The sequence below is a fragment of the Dinghuibacter silviterrae genome, from assembly GCF_004366355.1.
Classification (GTDB): Bacteria; Bacteroidota; Bacteroidia; order Chitinophagales; family Chitinophagaceae; genus Dinghuibacter; species Dinghuibacter silviterrae.
Genome location: NZ_SODV01000001.1, coordinates 360,320 through 380,741, shown reverse-complemented (window position 1 = coordinate 380,741; position 20,422 = coordinate 360,320). Strand labels below are relative to the sequence as shown.

Annotated in this window: 23 protein-coding genes; 14 read left to right on the top strand and 9 right to left on the bottom strand. The window is 55.9% G+C overall.

The window, feature by feature from the left end; genetic code table 11:
* Positions 1 to 4: 4 nt before the first annotated feature.
* Genes EDB95_RS01625 through EDB95_RS01615 form a run of 3 tightly spaced genes read right to left on the bottom strand, consistent with a single transcriptional unit; the run spans position 5 to position 2,954 of the window.
* Positions 5 to 961: an EamA family transporter gene (locus EDB95_RS01625; protein ID WP_133989914.1), complete on the bottom strand. Its 957-nt coding sequence runs from the start codon at positions 959 to 961 to the stop codon at positions 5 to 7.
* A complete protein-coding gene (locus tag EDB95_RS01620) occupies positions 958 to 1,425 on the bottom strand; it encodes an Lrp/AsnC family transcriptional regulator (protein WP_133989912.1) in 468 nt (155 codons plus the stop codon). Before EDB95_RS01620 ends, EDB95_RS01625 begins: the two co-directional genes overlap by 4 nt.
* A gap of 53 nt (positions 1,426 to 1,478) precedes the next feature.
* Complete coding sequence (locus EDB95_RS01615) at positions 1,479 to 2,954, bottom strand: LptF/LptG family permease (RefSeq protein WP_246073439.1); 1,476 nt, start codon at positions 2,952 to 2,954, stop codon at positions 1,479 to 1,481.
* Positions 2,955 to 2,983: 29 nt separating this feature from the next.
* Between EDB95_RS01615 and EDB95_RS01610 the strand changes: the two genes are divergently transcribed.
* A complete protein-coding gene (locus tag EDB95_RS01610; protein WP_133989910.1) occupies positions 2,984 to 3,559 on the top strand; it encodes a hypothetical protein in 576 nt (191 codons plus the stop codon).
* Between the two features lie 15 nt (positions 3,560 to 3,574).
* On the opposite strand, the gene EDB95_RS01605 is transcribed toward EDB95_RS01610, so the two are convergent.
* Positions 3,575 to 3,955 carry an START-like domain-containing protein gene (locus EDB95_RS01605; RefSeq protein ID WP_133989908.1) on the bottom strand — a complete coding sequence of 127 codons (381 nt, stop codon included), beginning with the start codon at positions 3,953 to 3,955 and terminating at the stop codon, positions 3,575 to 3,577.
* Between the two features lie 313 nt (positions 3,956 to 4,268).
* On the opposite strand from EDB95_RS01605, the gene EDB95_RS01600 reads away from it, so the two are divergent.
* The 8 genes from EDB95_RS01600 to EDB95_RS01565 all read left to right on the top strand — a co-directional run bounded on the left by EDB95_RS01600 (position 4,269) and on the right by EDB95_RS01565 (position 11,366).
* A complete protein-coding gene (locus tag EDB95_RS01600; RefSeq protein ID WP_211352037.1) occupies positions 4,269 to 5,144 on the top strand; it encodes a sigma-70 family RNA polymerase sigma factor in 876 nt (291 codons plus the stop codon).
* A gap of 114 nt (positions 5,145 to 5,258) precedes the next feature.
* Positions 5,259 to 6,578 carry a signal recognition particle protein gene (gene ffh / locus EDB95_RS01595; RefSeq protein WP_133989906.1) on the top strand — a complete coding sequence of 440 codons (1,320 nt, stop codon included), beginning with the start codon at positions 5,259 to 5,261 and terminating at the stop codon, positions 6,576 to 6,578.
* 103 nt (positions 6,579 to 6,681) lie between these two features.
* Complete coding sequence (gene rpsP / locus EDB95_RS27940; protein WP_133989904.1) at positions 6,682 to 7,155, top strand: 30S ribosomal protein S16; 474 nt, start codon at positions 6,682 to 6,684, stop codon at positions 7,153 to 7,155.
* Positions 7,156 to 7,227: 72 nt separating this feature from the next.
* Complete coding sequence (locus tag EDB95_RS01585) at positions 7,228 to 7,749, top strand: ribosome maturation factor RimM (RefSeq protein ID WP_133989902.1); 522 nt, start codon at positions 7,228 to 7,230, stop codon at positions 7,747 to 7,749.
* Between the two features lie 70 nt (positions 7,750 to 7,819).
* Positions 7,820 to 8,455, top strand: coding sequence for a peroxiredoxin (locus tag EDB95_RS01580; RefSeq protein ID WP_133989900.1), 636 nt, complete (start codon positions 7,820 to 7,822; stop codon positions 8,453 to 8,455).
* Positions 8,456 to 8,484: 29 nt separating this feature from the next.
* Positions 8,485 to 9,186, top strand: a complete 702-nt coding sequence (locus EDB95_RS01575; protein ID WP_133989898.1) for a phosphoadenylyl-sulfate reductase — start codon at positions 8,485 to 8,487, stop codon at positions 9,184 to 9,186.
* 13 nt (positions 9,187 to 9,199) lie between these two features.
* Positions 9,200 to 10,102: a sulfate adenylyltransferase subunit CysD gene (gene cysD, locus EDB95_RS01570; protein WP_133989895.1), complete on the top strand. Its 903-nt coding sequence runs from the start codon at positions 9,200 to 9,202 to the stop codon at positions 10,100 to 10,102.
* Positions 10,103 to 10,112: 10 nt separating this feature from the next.
* A complete protein-coding gene (locus tag EDB95_RS01565; protein WP_133989893.1) occupies positions 10,113 to 11,366 on the top strand; it encodes a sulfate adenylyltransferase subunit 1 in 1,254 nt (417 codons plus the stop codon).
* Here the strand turns inward: EDB95_RS01565 and EDB95_RS01560 are convergent.
* The 3 genes from EDB95_RS01560 to rlmN are packed head-to-tail and all read right to left on the bottom strand — an operon-like array spanning position 11,363 to position 14,475.
* Entirely contained in the window at positions 11,363 to 12,085 is a 723-nt protein-coding gene (locus EDB95_RS01560) for an RluA family pseudouridine synthase (protein ID WP_133989891.1), read from the bottom strand. The genes EDB95_RS01565 and EDB95_RS01560 overlap by 4 nt on opposite strands.
* Complete coding sequence (locus tag EDB95_RS27625; RefSeq protein WP_133989889.1) at positions 12,085 to 13,386, bottom strand: pseudouridine synthase; 1,302 nt, start codon at positions 13,384 to 13,386, stop codon at positions 12,085 to 12,087. The genes EDB95_RS01560 and EDB95_RS27625 overlap by 1 nt, the downstream gene beginning before the upstream one ends.
* A gap of 39 nt (positions 13,387 to 13,425) precedes the next feature.
* Positions 13,426 to 14,475: a 23S rRNA (adenine(2503)-C(2))-methyltransferase RlmN gene (gene rlmN / locus EDB95_RS01550; RefSeq protein ID WP_133989887.1), complete on the bottom strand. Its 1,050-nt coding sequence runs from the start codon at positions 14,473 to 14,475 to the stop codon at positions 13,426 to 13,428.
* A 43-nt stretch (positions 14,476 to 14,518) separates the two neighbouring features.
* On the opposite strand from rlmN, the gene EDB95_RS01545 reads away from it, so the two are divergent.
* Positions 14,519 to 15,718, top strand: coding sequence for a thiolase family protein (locus EDB95_RS01545; protein ID WP_133989885.1), 1,200 nt, complete (start codon positions 14,519 to 14,521; stop codon positions 15,716 to 15,718).
* Positions 15,719 to 15,720: 2 nt separating this feature from the next.
* Entirely contained in the window at positions 15,721 to 16,212 is a 492-nt protein-coding gene (locus EDB95_RS01540; RefSeq protein ID WP_133989883.1) for a DinB family protein, read from the top strand.
* A gap of 209 nt (positions 16,213 to 16,421) precedes the next feature.
* Here EDB95_RS01540 and hisS read toward each other — a convergent pair whose 3' ends face one another.
* The gene (gene hisS / locus EDB95_RS01535) at positions 16,422 to 17,813 is read right to left on the bottom strand and encodes a histidine--tRNA ligase (protein ID WP_133989881.1); all 1,392 of its coding nucleotides are present in this window, start codon (positions 17,811 to 17,813) and stop codon (positions 16,422 to 16,424) included.
* Between the two features lie 9 nt (positions 17,814 to 17,822).
* Entirely contained in the window at positions 17,823 to 18,278 is a 456-nt protein-coding gene (locus tag EDB95_RS01530) for a low molecular weight protein-tyrosine-phosphatase (protein WP_246073437.1), read from the bottom strand.
* Positions 18,279 to 18,369: 91 nt separating this feature from the next.
* Between EDB95_RS01530 and EDB95_RS01525 the strand changes: the two genes are divergently transcribed.
* From EDB95_RS01525 to EDB95_RS01520, 3 genes are read left to right on the top strand one after another with little or no spacing between them, the layout of a single operon-like run.
* A complete protein-coding gene (locus tag EDB95_RS01525; protein WP_162852452.1) occupies positions 18,370 to 19,197 on the top strand; it encodes an energy transducer TonB in 828 nt (275 codons plus the stop codon).
* Between the two features lie 39 nt (positions 19,198 to 19,236).
* On the top strand, positions 19,237 to 19,470 hold the full coding sequence (locus EDB95_RS27205) for a hypothetical protein (protein ID WP_162852451.1): 234 nt from the start codon (positions 19,237 to 19,239) through the stop codon (positions 19,468 to 19,470).
* Positions 19,471 to 19,517: 47 nt separating this feature from the next.
* Entirely contained in the window at positions 19,518 to 20,402 is an 885-nt protein-coding gene (locus tag EDB95_RS01520; RefSeq protein ID WP_162852450.1) for a PstS family phosphate ABC transporter substrate-binding protein, read from the top strand.
* Positions 20,403 to 20,422: the final 20 nt, after the last annotated feature.

Here is a 20,422-nt window from a genome sequence, read left to right as displayed (position 1 = left end):
GTGTCTACGTTTTACGAGCTGCTAAGGTAGGGCTTATTCTGCCTTTGCCAAACTGCTTGGAATTGACGAGCATGACCCCGGTCAGGATGATGGCCAGGCCGACAAAATGCCAAAGGCTCATCGGCTCCGAACCGATGAACGCGCCAAGGAAAACGGCCACCACGGGATTGACGTAGGCATAGGTGCCGACCCTCGCGGCGGGCCAGACACTCAGCACATAGATATAGCTCAGGTACCCCACCAGGGAACCAAAGATGATCAGGTAGACCAGGCCGGTCCACGAACTGTTGCTGACGTTGTGCCAGGAGATGCGCGACCAGTCGCCCACGAGGACACTGGCCAGGAGCAGCCCGAGCCCGGCCGAGAGCATTTGCAGGCTCACCTTTATAAAAGTAGACCCGGGGACAGGGTTGCGTTTGGAGTAGATGGATCCCGCGGCCCAGCTCATGGTGGCTACGATCAGGACCAGGAAGGCGCTCAATTGGGCGGTGTTGCGGAGCGAGAAATGGATGGCGTCTCCCCCGACGGTCACCAGGAATACCACCCCCGCAAAACCGAGGAGCAGACCAAAGATGACCTTGGCGCTGGAGAAGGACTCCTGCCAATGTGTTTTGTCAAAAAGCACCATCCATAAGGGCAGGGCGGCCACGATGATAGCGGCCAGGCCGCTGGCGAGGTTGACCTCGGCCCAGGAAACGCCGCCATTCCCGATAAAAAGAAGGAGGAAGCCGGTGATGGCGCTTTGGATCAGCGTTTTGGCGCCGGGCAGGCGCTCGCCCCGGAGCAGGCACCAGCCCAGCAACAGGGATCCGGCCACGGTAAAGCGGAGACCTACCATCAACAGGGGCGGTAGGGTTTTGACGGCAAAAGAGATCGCGAGGTAGGTAGAGCCCCAGATGATACAGACCGCTAAGTAAGCGGCCATGGGCAACCAGGCGGGTTGTTTGGTGTCGGTGTTCATAACGATGCAGGAATTACAAGGTGGTTTTTTTCTTTGATGGTCTCCAGGACGATGGTGGTCTTGGTGGAGACGATGCCGTCTATTTTGCCCAGCTTCTCCCGCATCAGGGTGATAAGGGATTGGGCGTCGGCGGTGCGGACTTTGGCCAGGAGGCAGTCTTCCCCGGCAATGACATGGAGTTCCTGTATTTCCGGGATATTTTTTAACTGGGCCGCGACGCGGTTATCGCCCGGAGGCGTACTTTCTTTGATGAATACAAAGGACAGCAGCTTCCGGTCTACCGCCTGGGGGTTGATCTGGGTGGTATAGGCTTCGATGATCCCCTTGGCCTCCAGCTTCCGGACCCGTTCGAGGACGGCGGAAGGCGCCATCCCCAGTTCCTTGGCCAGGGCGGCGTTCGACATCCGGGCGTCCGGCTGAAGCAGGGTGAGGATCTGAAGATCCGTTTCGTCGATATTGTGCATACAATTCGGAATATTGTTCGGTAAATCTACCGAATTTCCGAATTATATACAAATTATGCCTCTTTTTCCGCTGCGATAGCCTCCAGAGCGGGGTCGGGTGCGCGGCGGAAGCGGGCGATCGTCGCCTGTGCCCATTTGAAGGTCCGGAAATAGAACTCCTTGTTGAAGAGCTGGGAATCCTGCATGGCCTTATAGGTCAGGAAAAAACCGATGGGCAGCATGACAAAGACGGACAGCCACATTCCCAAAAAGGGCGTCAGCTGTGCCCCCCGGGCGAATTTTTCCCCAAAAGTGTTAAGCAGGTGGAAGATGACGAAAAAGATCACCGCAAAGACAAGAGGAAGGCCGAGCCCCCCCTTCCGGATGATGGAGCCCAGGGGCGCCCCGATCAGGAAAAGGACCATACAGGCCACGCTCAGCGAGAACTTGCGGTGCCATTCCACCAGGTGGACGCGGATGTTGGCTTCCATACCCGAGTATTCCAGTTGTTGTATATCGACCTGGCTTCTCAGCCCGGAGAGCGAAGACCGGGCGCGTTCGTCTATGGACCAGCGGAGGGAGTCCGGGATAAGCGTGTGCATACTTACCGGACGGCTGTTCCTGGCCTCCACCTGTGTCCAGGTCGTATCGTGGGTGATCCGGTTGTAATGGAGGTAAGAGCGGATGCCCAGGTTGTTGTTGCGGATAAAGGCCTGGCTGGTATGGTGGAGAGAATCCAGCGCTATGCTCAGTTGCCGGACGCTAAGCATCTGCGCATTGTCCTTATAGAGGCTGTCGGTGGACCGGTTGATCGCAAAGGAACTAAGGTCGAAGTGTTTGGTATAGTCCTGAAAACCCAGGCGGATAAAATCGGTCCCGGTGGTGTACCGGGGTCCTTTTTCCTGGTAGTAAATGCCCTTGACCAGCTTGAAGTTTAGCGTTTGTTTGTCGGAGGACAGCGACATGACGCCCCGGTCGGCGGTGATCAGGTTGTCCTGGAGCACATTGTTTTGTTCGAAGATGACGATCTTATCGATCAGGCTCCCGGTCTTGTCCTTTTTGCTGATCTTGATGGTATAGCCGGGCATCTTGTTGTAAAAAACACCCTCCTTGATGTCAAAGGCGGGTTTTTTTAGTTGTATGTCCTGTAGTAAGGTTTCGAATTTGAGGTTGGCGACAGGGATGACATAGTTGGCAAAAAGAAAGGCCGCCACGCAAAGCACGGCGGTGATCCAGATCAGGGGGCGCATAAAGCGCAACAAAGGGATGCCGGCGGATTTGATGGCGACGAGCTCAAAACTTTCCCCCAGGTTGCCAAAGGTCATGATGGAGGAGAGCAGGATGGACAGGGGCAGCGCAATGGGTACCCAGGTCGTGGTGACCAGGCCGGTGAGTTCCAGAAGCGTGAAGGAGTCCAATCCTTTTCCGACCAGGTCGTCGATGTACTTCCAGAAAAATTGCATCACCAGGATAAACAGGGCGATGAGGAACGTAATCAGGAAAGGGCCTATGAACGCTTTGATGATGAGCCGGTCTAATTTTTTGATCACGAGGTTCAGTTTCTTGGTACCTTGTATGAATGCAGTCCCCAAAAGTACGTCTTTCACCAGAGGAAAAGGCCCTGGTCCTGGATCCGGGTTGGATTTTAACCAAACGTTCGGTGATGGATAAGGCGGGGCTTCTTTTAGGAGCGCTGGCCGTCCGTTACCAGGAGGCCGTTTCGGACAGGCTGCCACCGGAACTGGGCGGGCGTTTTCCAAAGCTGTCGAGGGGGGAGAATTACCGGGGGTTGCCTTACCTCATCTTAGATTACCCGGCCGTTTTCGACCGGGTGGATGTTTTTGCCGTAAGGACGTTATTCTGGTGGGGGCATTATTTCTCCCTCACCCTACACCTGAAGGGGCATTATAAGGACCGTTATTTGCCAAAAGTGTTGCTGGGCCTCGCCTCTGCCGGGGGGACGGGCTGGCAGGTGGCGGTTTCGGAGGACGAGTGGGTGCACGCCGTAGAGCCCGGGGCGTATGCCGCCTGGAACGGCGACGTGACGGAGCGGTCTTTTTTCAAAATGGCATGGGTGATTCCCTTGGACCGGTGGGACAATGTCAGCGATCTGTTAGAGGAGCGTTTGCGGGAAGTGCTCCGGTGGCTGGCATAACCGTGCACACATGCACTAGTTGCCCAGGCGATGGAAGAGGTCCTTCACCTGATACTCCCAAAGCTGGCTTTGGTCAGCGACCTCTCTCTTTTCTGCAAAGTCTTTGATAACCAGTATCGTTTGATTCGTTACCTCCGACTTCTCGATGCGGAACTCAAAGAATTCGTCTCCAGGCGCGGTCAGCCAGTGGAAACGGATAAATTTATCGATTTCGGTTTCTATGACTTGCGCTTTTTCAACCGAACCATTCCATGAAAAACTGAACATTCCTTCGCGTTCGTCTACCTTATCTGCAAACCATTCCTGGAGCCCGGCAGGAGTAGAGAGAAATTCATACAAGATAGTAGGGGAGCACCTGACTGGATATTCCAGCGTATATTGTACCTTTTTACTCATTCCTTCATAAGTTAATCCCGTGATACGTCGTCTGCAATAATAGGAAATAAATGATCACTTCAAAATTTTTTTGAAAGTATTTCCAGGCCAGGGTTGACGCAAAACTTACCACTTTCGGGTACGTACTATTACTGATTATGTTTTGCATAACAAGTTTTTTTTGGCTTGTATTATAAATCTATTTAACTTTTCTACGGAAATGCTTACTGTAATTGACTGTTTGTCTAGAATGCATAGCCGAGTAATGACCATGTGAACCGAGCCCGCCCCTATTGCAGTGTCCTCTTCCCGTGATTGCCAAAACACCCTATATATGAGCATGCGTCAACTCAAGATCACTAAATCCATCACGAACCGCGAGTCCCAAAGCCTCGAAAAGTACTTGCAGGAGATCGGCAAGGTCGAACTGCTGGCGCCCGAGGATGAGGTCAAGCTGGCCGTGCGGATCAAACAAGGTGATCAGGCCGCGCTGGAACGCCTTACGAAAGCTAACCTGAGGTTTGTCGTTTCCGTGGCTAAACAATACCAAAATCAGGGTCTCTCCCTGAGCGACCTGATCAACGAGGGGAACCTCGGTTTGATCAAGGCTGCCCAGCGTTTTGACGAAACCCGCGGCTTCAAGTTCATCTCCTACGCCGTATGGTGGATCCGTCAGAGTATCCTCCAGGCGCTGGCGGAGCAAAGCCGGATTGTCCGTCTGCCCTTGAACAAGGTGGGTCTTACCAACCGCATCAACAAGGCCTTTTCCAGCCTGGAACAGGAATACGAGCGGGAGCCTTCTCCCGAGGAACTGGCCGAGGTCCTGGAAATGGACACCGACGAGGTCGCCGCCACGCTGGGTGTGGCCGCCCGGCACGTCAGCATGGACGCTCCTTTTGCAGAAGGCGAGGACAACACGTTGATCGACGTCCTCGAAAACCCCAATGCGGAATCGGCGGACGCAGCTATCGAACACGACGAATCCCTCAAAACCGAAATAACCCGTTCGCTCCAAACCCTGACAGACCGGCAAAAGGAAGTGATCCGTTACTTCTTTGGCATCGGGGTGGACCACCCCATGAGTCTGGAAGACATCGGCGAGAAATTCAACCTCACCCGGGAACGGGTTCGACAGATCAAGGATAAGGCAATCAACAAGTTACGCTCTAATAGCCGGTGCCGTTTGTTGAGGAACTACCTAGGGGCCTAGGGAGGGCGGGGCTTTAAGCCGATTCCCGTATATTTGCATCTGACATCATTGGAGCCGTCTCCCCATTGGAGACGGCTCTTTTATCCGATTCAGGCAAAGAAGTACTACATCGTTATGTTTGAAAGTCTTAGTGAACGGCTGGAGACCGCGTTCAAGCAGGTAAAAGGGCAAGGCCGGATTACCGACCTGAACGTGGCGGCCACTGTGAAAGAGATCCGCAAGGCGTTGGTTGATGCCGACGTGAATTATAAAATCGCCAAGGAGTTCACCGACAAAGTCAAGGACAAGGCCACGGGGGAAAAGGTGATCAATGCGATCTCCCCCGGGCAGTTGATGGTCAAGATCGTCAAGGACGAGCTGGCCGGTCTGATGGGGGGTGAAGCCTCCGAACTTGTCCTCAAGGGCAATCCGGCGGTAATCCTTATCGCGGGTTTGCAGGGCTCGGGTAAAACGACCTTTAGCGGCAAACTCGCCAATTACCTGAAACTTAAGAAGGGAAAGTCGCCGCTGCTCGTGGCGGCGGACATCTACCGCCCCGCGGCCATCGACCAGCTTAAGGTGCTGGGGGGGCAGATCGGTGTAGACGTATACAGCGAACCGGACACCAAAGATGCAGTACAGATCGCGCGCAACGCGGTCAAAGAAGCGCATTCCAAAAACAAGAACGTCGTGATCATCGATACGGCCGGCCGGCTGGCGGTGGACGAAGCCATGATGGCGGAAGTCGCCGCGATCAAGGACGCCGTTCAACCCCAGGAAATCCTGTTCGTCGTGGATTCCATGACGGGCCAGGACGCGGTGAATACGGCCAAGGTGTTTAACGACCGGCTCGATTTTGGCGGGGTGGTGTTGACGAAGCTGGACGGGGATACCCGGGGCGGGGCGGCGTTGTCCATCCGGTATATCGTGGACAAGCCGATCAAATTTGTCAGCAGCGGGGAAAAGCTCGATACCCTGGATGTGTTTTACCCGGAGCGGATGGCCCAGCGTATCCTCGGAATGGGGGACATCACGACCCTGGTGGAGAAGGCCCAGGAACAATTTGACGCCGAACAGGCGGCCCGGCTGGAAAAGAAAATCCGGAAAAATCAGTTCGACTTTGCGGATTTTAAGCAACAGTTGGAACAGATAAAAAAAATGGGTAATATTAAAGACCTGCTGGGGATGATCCCCGGGGTGGGCAAGGCCGTCAAAGACCTGGATATCAGCGATGACGCCTTTAAAGGGATAGAGGCCATGATAAATTCCATGACCCCCGAGGAACGCGCCAACCCTGACGTGATCGACCTTAGCCGGCGGAAAAGGATCGCCAAAGGGGCCGGGAAAGACGTATCGGAAGTCCACCAGTTTATGAAGCAGTTCGACCAGATGAGACAGATGATGAAGATGATGAATAAGATGCCGATGGGCCGTATGGGCGTGCCCCGAGGGTAAAATTTTGCGGCAAGGGCTTTGTAATTAAAACTTGATTGCATTACCTTTGCCATCCCAATATTGGGAAGAGATATTTATTCACGCATTTAAATTTCTATTTAAGATGCCAGTTAAAATCAGACTCCAACGCCATGGGTCTAAGAAAAGGCCATTCTATTTTATCGTGGTCGCAGACGCCCGTGCCCCCAGGGACGGGAAGTTTATTCAGAAGTTGGGCACCTACAATCCTCTGACTGTACCCGCTTCCATCCAACTCGACCGCCAGCGCGCCCTGGATTGGCTGCACAAAGGAGCACAGCCTACCGACACGGTCCGCAAAATCCTGTCTTTCAAGGGTGTATTGTATCTGAAGCACCTGCTCAGGGGTGTCAAACTGGGTTTGTTCGATGAGGCTACGGCCATGACCAAATTCCAGAAATGGCACGAAGAACACGAGGGTAAGATGAAGCTGAAGCAGGAAGACCATCGCAAACAACGTACGCAAAGGAGGAATCAACCGATCATCCGTCGTACAAAGCCCCAGGGCCATGACGCCCCGAGGCACGAAGGCCCGGCTCCTGAAGCACAAGGCGAATAAGGCAATTTTTTTGATAAAGGCCCCGGTCGTTTTGACTGGGGCTTTTCAATTTGGGCGCCACCGCAATTCCACATGGCAGACCAATATTTCAGCATCGGCAGATTCGTAGCGGCCTTCGGCCTGAAGGGCGAGCTCATCCTGAGACACAGCCTGGGCAAAGGATTGCGCACCCTGGAGGTGGTCTTTCTGGAAAACAGGAAAGACGGCTTCCTGCCCTATTTTGTGGAAGAGATCCGTGTAAAAGGGACGGGGGAAGTGTATATGAAGCTGGAGGGTGTAGATACCCCCGAACAGGCACGCCTGCTCAACCAAAAGGAAGTATGGCTGCGGGAAGCGGATTTTTCGCGCATGGCCGCCAGGTCGGCACCGGTGTCGCTCCTGGGTTTTCACCTGATCGATGGGGAGACCGACCTGGGGGAAGTGGTCGAAGTGATCGAGCAGCCGATGCAGGTCTTGTGCAAGTTGTTCATTCGGGGCAAAGAAGTGCTCATTCCTTTGCACAAAGGGACGATGGGGAAGTTGGATAAAGACCACAAACGGCTGTACGTAACCTTGCCGGAAGGGTTGCTGGACGTGTATTTGGGGGAAACGTAACATTTTTTTTGCGCATATAGTCTACCGGTGTGGTGGATTATTCGTATTTTCGACCCATAAACCTACTGAAATGAGTCTACGTCTTGGGGATATCGCTCCCAATTTCAAAGCTTCCACTACGGAAGGCGAGATCGACTTTTACGAATACCTGGGTAGCGGATGGGGCGTCCTGTTCTCTCATCCCGCGGATTATACACCCGTGTGTACGACGGAGCTGGGCCGCACCGCGCAACTGAAGGACGAGTTCGCCAAGCGTAATGTGAAGGTCTTGGCCGTGAGCGTGGATCCCCTGGACAAGCACAAGGGTTGGGTGAACGACATCAACGAGACGCAGTCTACGACGGTTACCTTTCCGATCATCGCCGATCCCGAAAGGCACGTGGCAGACCTGTACGACATGATCCACCCCAACGCATCGGATACGCTGACGGTCCGTTCTCTTTTCATCATCGGGCCGGACAGGAAGGTGAAATTGTTTATCACTTACCCGGCCAGCACCGGTCGTAATTTCAACGAAGTGCTCCGGGTGATCGATTCGCTACAGCTCACCGCCAATTACAGCGTGTCCACCCCGGCCGACTGGCAGGACGGACAGGACGTCATCGTGGCGAATTCCATACCGACAGAAGACGCACAAAAGAAATTTCCAAAAGGCGTGAAGGTTGTAAAACCTTATTTGCGCTATACGCCCCAGCCGAATAAGTAGGCTGCCCCGATTGCTATGATAGTTTTGACATGGAGTATTTGAATGACATACAGACGTACGCGGAGACCCATTCCACGGAAGAGCTCTTGCGGTACGTAGCGGATCTTTTCCCGGGCGCGGTCCGGTTGTCCTCCTCTTTAGGACAGGAAGACCAGGTCCTGACGGACATGATCGCGAAGGGAAATATCAACGTGCAGATTTTCACCCTGGACACGGGCCGGCTTTTCTACGAGACATACGAGCTCCTGGAGAAGACCACGGCCCGTTACCGCATCCCCGTGGACGTCTTTTATCCGGATGCGGCCGAGGTGGAAGCCCTCGTCCGGTTGAGGGGAATCAACGGTTTTTACGAATCCATCGACAATCGCAAGGCTTGTTGCCATGTCCGCAAGGTTCAACCCCTGGCCCGCGCCCTGGCCGGGGCCCGCGTTTGGGTCACAGGCATCCGCGCCGACCAGTCGGCCAACCGGCACGACATGCCGTTCGTGGAGTGGGACGAAGCACGCGGGTTGTACAAACTCAATCCGCTGCTCAACTGGACCTTCCCCGAAGTGGAGGCTTATCTTCACCAGCACAACGTTCCCTATAATACTTTACACGACAAGGGCTTTGTCAGTATCGGGTGCGCACCGTGTACCCGCGCGATCGAACCCGGGGAAGACCCGAGGGCCGGTCGCTGGTGGTGGGAAACGTCCCAGAAAGAGTGCGGATTACACGGCGTAAAACAGTAAAAGCAGACCGATCATGAGTTCCAGCAGTATTTTCCCCAGGGCCCTCGAAGAGGAAGCCATTTATATAATGAGAGAAGTGGCGGCGCAGTTCGAACGCCCCGCCCTGTTGTTTTCGGGTGGTAAGGATTCCATCACCCTCGTGCACCTGGCGCGGAAGGCCTTTTATCCGGCGGCCATTCCTTTCCCGTTGCTCCACGTGGACACGGGGCACAATTTCCCCGAGACCATTGCCTTCCGGGATGAGCTGGTGGCCCGCACGGGTGCCCGGCTGATCGTCCGTTATGTCCAGGATTCCATCGACCAGGGCAAGGTCAAGGAAGAGACCGGTAAGTTCGCCAGCCGGAACATGCTCCAGACGGTAACGCTCCTGGACGCCATCGAAGAATTCAAGTTCGATGCATGTATCGGTGGGGCGCGCCGGGACGAGGAAAAGGCCAGGGCAAAGGAGCGCATCTTCTCTGTCCGGGACGACTTCGGCGGCTGGGACGCGAAAAAACAACGCCCGGAGCTTTTCGACATGCTCAACGGTCGCATCCACGTGGGGGAAAACGTGCGCGTATTCCCCATCTCGAACTGGACGGAGCTGGATGTCTGGAATTATATAAAAGAAGAGGGCCTGGACTTGCCTTCCCTGTATTTTTCCCACGAACGTTCCATCATCGAAAGGGATGGGTTTTACTGGCCGCATTCGGAATTCCTGCAAACCACGCCGGACGAAATACCTTTCGCCGCCACGGTGCGTTTCCGCACGGTAGGGGATATGACGTGTACGGCCGCGGTCCTTTCCGAGGCGGACAGTGTGGACGACATTATTTCGGAGATCCTGGAAGCCACCATCTCCGAGCGGGGCGCGCGGATGGACGACAAGCGTTCGGAAGCGGCCATGGAAAAACGCAAACAAGTAGGTTACTTTTAAAAACGAGGCGATGGAAGTTTTACGGATTGCTACCGCGGGTAGCGTTGATGATGGAAAAAGCACGCTCATCGGGCGGTTGCTCTATGATACGCGTTCGATTGCGGATGACAGGCTGGAAGCGATCAGCCAGGCCAGCAAACGCAAGGGGCTTGACTTTACGGATTTATCCTTGCTGACCGACGGCCTTATTGCCGAACGCGAGCAAGGCATCACTATAGACGTAGCGCATATTTATTTTTCCACCCCCACCCGCAAGTATATCATCGCCGATACCCCGGGTCACGTGGAGTACACACGCAATATGATCACCGGGGCCTCGAATGCCCAGGCATCCATCGTCCTGATCGATGCCCGCAACGGGGTCGTCGAGCAGACCCGCCGGCACCTTTATATTGCCTCGTTGTTGCGGATGAAGGACGTCATCGTGTGTGTCAACAAGATGGACCTGGTATCTTTTGAAACCTCGGCATTCAACGCCATACGGGTCGAAGTACTCGGCCTGGCGGATCAACTGGGGATAGACCGTTCCACCCTGCATTTCATACCGGTGGCCGCAAAAGGTGGGGACAACGTCGTCACGGCTGGTTCGGATAACATGCCCTGGTACAAGGGGCCCTCCCTTCTGGCGTTGCTGGAGTCGCTGCAACCGGGGAAGGGTTTAACCGATCTTCCTTTGCGGTTCCCCGTTCAATATGTGATCCGTCCGCACCAGGATGCTTTCCATGACTTCAGGGGTTATGCCGGTAAGATCGCCAGCGGGAGCTGGAGCGTTGGCGACAGCGTCGTCGTGTTGCCTTCGGCGCGTACGGCTACTATTTCGGGCTTGTTCAAAGGCACGGAGGCTGTTTCTTCTGCTTCCGCCGGGGAAAGCATCACCGTGACCCTGGCAGAGGACGTGGACGTAAGCCGGGGCAATATGCTCGTCCGGCAAGACCAGGGTGGCTACCCGGAAGTCAGCAACTTTACCGCCAGGATCGCCTGGATGGATGAGCACGAAATGAAGGAAGGGAAAACGTTCCTGCTCCAGCATGCCCAGCAGGTGGTCAAGGTCAAAGTCCTGGGGGTGGAAGAAGTCCTCGACATCCATACGTTCCAGCGCGCGGAAGAGAAAAAGTCGTTTCACCTCAACGACATCGGCACCATCCGGTTAAAGTCCGCGAAGCCGCTGTTCCTGGATAGATATGCGGATAATCCAGCAAATGGGGCGTTTATCCTGATCGATGAGTTTTCGAATAATACAGTGGCCGTCGGATTTGTTTCCTAGCCCTTCCATTTTCTCAGTTGGTTGAGGAGGGCTGCCATGTCTTTGGGCAGCGGCGCCTCGATCTCCCATTCCTGACCTTCCGGGTCGGTGAACCCAATTTTCCAGGCGTGTAGCGCCAGTCTTCCCAGGAGGGGCCGCTCGGTTTCCTCGTATTTGGAGAGTTTGAATTTCCGTTTGATCGACGACAGTAATACGGGCTGCCCGTCCCCGTACAGCGGGTCTACGACGATGGGATGGCCCATGTCCTTGCTGTGTACCCTTACCTGGTGGGTACGGCCGGTGTGGATCTGGAATTGGACCAGGGATAGGATACCAAAGGATTCCAACACGGTATAGTCGGTGAGGGAGGGCTTGCCCTTGGCGTGGACGATCATGGAACCTCGTTTCTGGGGGTTTTCCATGATGGGGCCGTCTATCGTGCCGCTTTCCTGCACGGGTTGTCCATGTACGAATCCGAGGTAATATTTGCGGACCTCGCGCCCTTCGAACTGCGCGGAGAAGTATTGGTGGGCTTCTGCGGTCTTGGCAAAGACGATGACACCGCTGGTGTCCCGGTCCAGGCGGTGTACCGTAAAGACTTTACCGTAGGCTTCATTCAGGAGCTCCCTTAACGAGACTTCGGTTTGTTCCCGGTCAGGAATGCTCAGCATCCCGGAGGGTTTGTGGACGGCAATAAACGACGGGGTGTCGGCGAGTATGTCGATACTTTTCTTCTGCACTAGACTTTCTTACGCGTAAACGATGTGTTGAGGAACTTGAGCAGCCGGACTTCTTTCTCCGCTAAAAAACGCCAGCGGCCGCGGTCCACATTCTTTTTGGTAAGACCGGCATACATGACCCGGTCGAGGTTTTTGACCGTGTAGCCCATGTGCTCAAAAAGGCGGCGCACGATGCGGTTTTTGCCGCTGTGGATCTCAATGCCGATGACGCTTTTGTCTTTCGAATCCGCATAGGCCAGCGCGTCGGGTGTAATGGGGCCGTCTTCGAGCGTGACCCCGGCCATGATGTGGTCGAAGTCCTTTTTGGTAAGCTCCTTGTCGAGCCGTACCTCGTATACCTTTTTCACCTCGTAGGCAGGGTGCGCCAGCTTTTGTGCGAGCTCGCCGTCGTTGGTCAGGAGCAGCACCCCGGTGGTATTGCGATCCAGCCGGCCCACGGGGTAGACGCGTTCGTCGGTGGCCTTGCGGACCAGGTCGATCACGGTCTTGCGGCCCTCGGGGTCGTTGCTGGTCGTGATATAGTCTTTGGGTTTGTTGAGCAGGATATAGACCAGGTTACCCGTAGGGACAATTTTTTTGCCATTGACTTTTACCTCGTCGCCCTTTTCGATTTTATGACCGGGTTCGGTGATCACTTTGCCGTTGACCTTTACCACGCCCTCTTTTACCATATCCGCGGCTTCACGGCGGGAGCAGATGCCGCTGTGCGCGATGTATTTGTTAAGGGGCATTTGGGGGCCGCTGGGGGCTTTGGGGGCCGCCTTCGCGGGGGAGCCTGGGGCGGGGCGAGCCGCGGCGGGCCTGGCCTCGCCTGTTTCAGGGCGGGCTGGACGAGGCTTCGGGGGTGCAACCGGGCGAGTCCTTGCGGCGACTTTTGCGGAGGGTGCGATCGGGCGGGGTTCCGGGGAATCGGCCTTCCGGGGCTTCGCGGGGACGAAGAATTTGCGGTCTTCGGTGGGCGCGGCCGGCGGGCGTGGGCTTGCGGGGCGCGGATTGTCCGTGTGCGGCGGCGCTTTGGGAGCGGCTTTGGACTGCGGCGTTTCAGGACGCGGCGCCTTGTGCGCGGGTTTGTGCGGCGCGGGTGCGTCGGTCTTGCGGGCGCCGTGGGCGTTCCGGGTGGGGACCCCGCCGGCGGCGCGGATGGCTTTTGCCTGGGCGGCCTCTTCGGCTTTACGGGCCTTGGTGCGGGCCATGCCTTCGGCGATCTCTTTTTTGATCTCGCGTTTGGCTTGGCGGAATCCTTCTTTCTTGGCCGCATTGCTGCGGGTGTTCATGAATTTGTCGAATGGTTTCTTTGCCATAGTACGTACTGTTTTACAACAGGAATAAAAGGGCCTTCATCAGGCCTTATTGGCGAGCTGCCCGCAGGCAGCGTCGATGTCCTTGCCCCGGCTCCTGCGGAGACGGGCGTTGACCTTGTTTGCAGTGAGGTGGTCCATAAACTGCCGGATCTTGTCCTCGGAGGGTTTGGAGAACCGGGCGGCGTCGATGGGATTGTACTCGATGATATTGACCAGGTCGGCGGGGACTTTGCGGAACAGTTTTACGAGCTCGTCGGCATCCTGGAGGGAGTCGTTGAACTGGTCGAAAAGGATGTATTCGAAAGTGACCTCGCCGGAGGTTTGTTTGTAAAAATAATTCAGCGCGTCAACGAGGGCTTTCAGGTTGTTGGAATCGTTGATGGGCATGATCTCGCTGCGCTTCTTGTCGTTGGCAGCGTGGAGGGACAGGGCCAGCTTGAAACGGACCTGGTCGTCACCGAGCTGACGGATCATTTTTGCGACACCCGCGGTAGAGACGGTAACCCGTCGGGGGCTCATGCCGAGCCCGTCGGGGGCGCCGATGCGCTCAATGGCGGCCAAGACATTCTTATAGTTGAGCAGGGGTTCGCCCATGCCCATAAAGACGATGTTGGTGAGTTTTTTGCCGTAGGTGACCTCGGCCTGCTGGTTGAGCAGGGCCACTTCGTCGTAGATCTCATCGAAGTCAAGGTTACGCTTGCGACCCATATACCCGGTAGCGCAAAACTTGCAACTGAGGGAGCACCCGATCTGGGAGCTGACGCAGGCGGTCTGGCGGTCTTCGGTGGGGATGAGCACGCCCTCGACGAGGTGGCCGTCCGCGGTCCGGAACCGGCTTTTTACGGTCCCGTCGCTGGAGAACTGGCTGGTGTCCACGGAGAGCGCGGGAAGGACAAAGGTTTCTTCGAGCTCGGCCCTGAGGTCTTTGGAGAGGTTGGTCATCTCCGAAAAGGACCTTGCTTTTTTGCTCCACAGCCATTCATACACCTGCCCGGCCCGGAAACGGGGTTGCCCCTTTTCCTGGAAATACGCTTCCAACTCCTGGGGGGAGAGGTGGCGGATGTTCCGTTTGGCCTGAGTTTCGATCATCCCGCAAAGATACTGTATTTTTGACCCCCTACGAAAAGGACATATGCAGACAGCCTATATCATCGACGCCGTCCGGACGCCCGTAGGGCGCTATGGGGGCGCGCTTAGCACGTGCCGGCCGGACGACTTGCTGGCCCTTGTTATTAAAGCGTTATTGGAGCGGAATCCGGGGGTGGATCCCGGGGCGATCGAGGATGTGATCGCCGGGGCGACCAACCAGGCGGGGGAAGACAACCGGGATGTGGCCCGGATGTCTGCCTTGCTGGCGGGTCTGCCGGTGGGCGTCGGGGGGAACACGGTGAACCGGCTTTGTGCCTCCGGGTTGCAGGCGATCATGGACGCGGCCAGGGCCATCCGTTGTGGGGAGGGCGACCTGTATATCGCCGGTGGGGTGGAGAGCATGACCCGGGCGCCGCTCGTTATGCCCAAAAGTGACGGGGCGTGGTCCAGGAAAACCGAGATCTATGATTCGACGATAGGCTGGCGATTTGTGAACCAGCGGCTGACGGACCTTTACTATCCTTACAGCATGGGGGAAACGGCGGAGAATGTGGCGGAGCGCTGGGCGATCACCCGGGAGGAACAGGACCGCTACGCCCTTCGGAGCCAGCAACTGTATGCGGAAGCCCTTGCAGCGGGGAAGTGGGACGCGGAGATCATACCGGTGGCGGTGACACCGAACAAACAGGAACAAGTCATCGTGTCGAAGGATGAGCACCCCAGGGCGACGTCCCTGGAAAAGCTGTCGGCCCTCCGGCCCGCCTTTGCAAAAGGAGGATCGGTCACCGCCGGCAATTCGTCGGGGATCAACGACGGGGCGTCGGCCTTGTTGCTGGCCGGTGAGGATGCCGTGAAGCGCTTTAACCTCAAGCCGCTGGCGAGGGTGGTATCCGCGGCGACGGCGGGGGTGGACCCGGCGATCATGGGGATCGGCCCGGTGCCTTCTTCCACAAAGGCGTTGCAGCGCGCGGGGCTGGGGGTAAAGGACCTGGACCTGGTAGAATTGAACGAGGCGTTTGCCGTACAGGTCCTGGCCTGTATGCGGGACCTGAATCTGGACCTCGAAAAAGTGAATGTGAACGGGGGATCGATTGCTATCGGGCACCCGCTGGGTTGCAGCGGGGCTCGTATTTCGACGACGTTGTTGCACGAGATGCGCAGGAGGCGCGCCCGGTATGGGCTGGCCACGATGTGTGTCGGGGTGGGGCAGGGGGCGGCGATCGTCTATGAAGGAATTCATTAGCCATGTCATACAGCATTCCAGCCGGTGCCTATGCACAAACAGAGGACGTCCCGGCGTACTTAGGGTATCTCAAGGGGCACCTCGCGGTGTTCCCTGCTTATATGAGCGGACTGAGCGAAGAGGGGCGTCTTAACCGGTCCGCTCCCGGGAAGTGGTCCCGGCAGGAGATCCTGGGTCATTTGGTGGACTCCGCCACCTATAACCTGATGCGGTTTTTGCGGGCACCGTTGGAGCCTTCGCCCTATCTGATACCCACTTATCCGCAGGTGGAACTGGTTCGTATGAACCGTTACCAGGACCTGCCGCTGGGGCATGTGCTCACCCTTTGGGAGGGGCTGAACCGCCAGATCATTTATGTAGTAGAGGGGCTTGACGCGACGCAGCTGGCGCTTCCGGTGCAGGTGAGAGACGGGAGTCTTCCCAGCCTCGGGTGGTTGTTTTGCGACTACGTCGCGCATCTGGAGCATCACCTGGCACAGGTGTACGCGCGGTAAGGGGATATTTCCGGTACTTCTGGTATTTCTGGCCACAAGGGCGGTCGGCGTGCTCGCAAAGTGGTTGTGTCTTTTTATTTCTTTTCCGGTGAGTACAGGGATGCAATGCATGCTAAAATCCACCGGAAAAGAAATAAAAAGACACAACCACTTTGCTTTTAGCCGCACCAGGCCTAATAGAATAGCCTATTAGGATAGATAGAAGGGGGTTAAAACCCCTGGTGCGCCAGGACCTCCTGGCTGATCGTCTTTTGTTCCCCCCGGACGAGGTCCTTTATGACGCAGGTGCCTTGGGAGAGCTCTTGGGAGCCCAGGATGATGGCGTAGGGGATGTTCTTCTTTTCGGCGTATTTGAATTGCTTGTCAAACTTGGCGGCTTCGTGGTAGATCTCGCAACGTACGCCAGTGCCCCTGAGTTGTTGCATGAGGACAAAGGCGGCCTTGCTTTCCTGGGCGCCGAGGTTGAAAAACAGGACCTGGGTGCCGGTATGTACGGCGTCGGGGAAAAGCTGGAGGGCTTCGATGACGTCGTAGATGCGGTCCACGCCAAAACTCACGCCCACACCGGGGACGCCGGATACGCCGAAAAGACCGGTGAGGTCGTCGTAGCGGCCGCCGCCGCCGATGCTGCCGATGGTGACGGTAGAAGGCGCCTTGACCTCGAAGATAAGACCGGTATAATAGTTCAAACCACGGGCGAGGGTAAAGTCGACAACGAGGTTGGGACTGGTGCCCGGGGCATGGTTACCGCCGGTCAGGTGATCCAGGAGGAAACGGAGCTCTTCGAGACCGCGGCTCCCGGCGTCGGTGTGGCCGATCAGCGTGGCGGCCTGCTGCATTTTTTCGGCATTGGTACCACCGATCTCCAGGTAGCGCTGGATGCTTTGGATTTGTTCGGGCTGGAGACCGCGGCCTGCGAGCTCGGCCTTTACTTTGTCCATGCCGATCTTATCGAGCTTGTCGATGGCGATGGTGATGTCGGTAAGTTTGTCGGAGCCGCCGCAGATCTCCGCAAGGGCGCTGAGGATCTTGCGGCTGTTGATGCGCAGCTCGTACCCGTACAAGCCGAGGCGGGTCATGACGGAGTGATAAATAACGGCGAGCTCCACTTCGTTGAGGAGGCTGTTGCTGCCGACCACGTCAACGTCGCACTGGGTGAACTCCCGATAGCGGCCTTTTTGGGGCTTGTCGGCCCTCCAGACCGGTTGGATCTGGTACCGGCGGAAAGGGAATGTGAGCTGGCCGTGGTTCATGGCGACATAACGGGCAAAGGGGATGGTCAGGTCATATTTGAGCGCCTTTTCCGTGAGGCTCGTCGAATTCCTGCCCTCCAGGACCTTTTCAAATCCTTCGCGCGCGCTTTCCTGTTTGTCCGGTTCATCCAGACCGTTATTGAGGATTTTAAAAATCAATTTATCGCCCTCTTCACCATACTTGCCCATCAGGGTGTCGAGGTTTTCCATGGCGGGGGTTTCCAGTGGCTGGAATCCATACAATTCAAAAACACCCCGGATGGTATCGAGGATGTAGTTCCGTTTTCTAACGACCTCGGGTCCGAAGTCGCGGGTACCTTTTGGGAGGGAAGGCGTGGGCTTGGCCATAGCGTGTGTTTAGCTGTACTTCTTAATAATATTCTGGCAGGCTTTATCGACCATGCTGTACACGGCGTGATAGCCGTCTTCTTCGCCGTACCAGGGATCGGGTACGGCCCGGTTTTCCCCGGGATAAAGTTCGTTGAGGAGTAGGTCTACCTTGGATGGATCCCATTTATCACCCGCGGCGCGGCGGACGTCGTTGTAGTTTTCGCTGTCCATCACGTATATACGGTCGAACCGGTCCATATCCTCCTTGTGGAACTGGCGGCCTTTGTGACGGCCGATATCGATCCCGTTCATCCTGGCCACCTTCTGGGAGAGCCGGTGCGGGGCCTCCCCGATGTGATAACCCGCCGTGCCGGCACTGTCCACCTGCATGCTCAGACCGGCTTCTCCGGCCTGGTGTTGTAAAATCCCTTCTGCCAGGGGACTTCTGCAAATGTTGCCTAAGCATACCATTAATACGCGCATGGCCGCAAAGGTACGAATGTTAAAGTTTTCCTTATGTGCCGAAAAGTTTATGGAAAATCGAGGGGGTGTGTATCTCTATAAAAACCATATAATGATGCTCAACCAAAACACACTCCACGGGGATGTGCTGGACATCCTTTTTGCCAACCGTAACAAGCAATACGGGGCTTATCTTCTGAGAAGAACCTATCCGGACCGGCTCAAACGTAGTATCGGCCTTATGTTGGGCGCGGTGGTGTTGTTGTCGGCGGGGTTTTTGTGGAAACAGCGGGGGCACAAGATTGAGCTTCCCCTTGAACGCAGGCCCATTGTTGAGATTACCATTCAACCGCCGCCGGCCGATCCCAAACCGATCGAGAAACCGATCGTGCAGCGGGTGCACCGGACAGTTGCCCCACCGCAAGCTGCTCCGCCGGTAGTGACGACGCCGTTCACGCCATTGAAGCTGGTGGACAAAGTGGATCCCACTAAGGCCTTACCAGACATGCCCACGCTGGATAATAAGCAGATCGGTCCGGTGGCGGCCCCGGGCCCGGCAACGGGTGTGGTGCAACCCGGCGGCGGGACAGCAGCGACAGGCGGCGGGAACAAGGGAGATGAGGGAGTCTATGACCTGAAGGTCATCGAAAAAATGCCCGAATTCCCAGGCGGTGAGGAAGCGTTGCGGCGTTTCTTTATGCGCTACCTCCAGACGCCGGATGACATGGAGGAAGGCGCCCAGGTGCGGGTGGTGATCCGGTTTGTGGTTGGGAAGGACGGCAGTCTAAGCGCATACGCCGTGGAAAAGAGCGGGGGAGAGGTGTTTGACGCGGAGGTCATCCGGGTACTGAAAAAAATGCCGAAATGGACCCCGGGTATCCAAAACGGCCATCCGGTATCGGTATATTTTAATTTGCCGGTGACCTTTATGCATCCTTGAGCCTAATTTTTCCTTATCTTGCCCAACTCAGGAACAGATATGGACATTCATGACCAACAGGATAAGCGGCGACGACTCAATGATCAGCTGCATGCTGTCCGGGACTTTACGATGGGATTGTTGTACGTGGCAGCCGGTCTTTTCCTTTTTCTCTACAGGCGTTGGGGGCTACAGATAGACCTCATTTCAAGACCGATAGAGATCAGTTTAGGGGTCATCGTCCTTGTCTATGGCATATGGCGCATCGTGAGGGGCATCCAAAAAAATTATTAATGAGTCGGCTTTATACGTGGGGATGGGCAGTTCTTTGTGGCGTAATAATGGTTTCATGTAAACAGCAAGGCGGGGAAGCGGGGTTGGAAAAGCCTGCGGATTCCCTTTCGGCGGGCAGGATCAACATCAGCGTGGATGAGTCTTTCAGACCGGTGATGGAAGAAGAACTGAAAGTATTCCGGTCGTCCAATCCGAGAGCGGATATCCGGGTGTCGTATAAGCCGGAAGCGGAATGTCTGAAAGACCTGCAACAGGACAGCGTCCGGATGGTTTTTGTAACCCGGGAGCTGACGCAGGAAGAAGAAGCCTATTATAAGGATAGATTGAAATATGATCCGGTTTACGAAGTACTGGCTTACGACGCTGTGGCCGTCCTTGTAAACCGAACCGCCCCCGATTCCGTATTCACAAGAGAGGAGGTTGCCGACATCCTCCGGGGGAAGGGCGGGAAAATGGCTTATACGCCTGTCTTCGACGGGTTGAATGCCACTTCGACGATTCGCTTTGCCATGGATTCGATCCTGAAAGGGGGTGCCTTTGACCCCGGCCACGTATTTGCTGCTTCCAATAGTACGGGGGTAATCGAATATGTTGCGTCCCACCCGGATGCGATGGGATTTGTCGGGGTCGATTGGATCGGGAACCCGGAGGATACCCTCCAGGCAGGTTACCGGGATAGGGTCCGGATCACCGCGATCCGGTGTGACGAGTGCCCTGGAAAACCCTATGTCGCACCTACCCAGGAGAAGATTTTAACAAAAAGTTATCCTTTCACCCGTGGTTTATATTACATAAAGAAGGAAAATTATGACGGGTTGGGGACTGGATTTGTGGACTTTTTGAAATACCAGAGGGGTCAGCTGATTTTCAGGAGGGCTTATCTGGTACCGGCAATTATGGCGTTTATCGTCCGGGACGCCAAGGTGCAGTAGGGAGCAGACGCCAAGGTGCG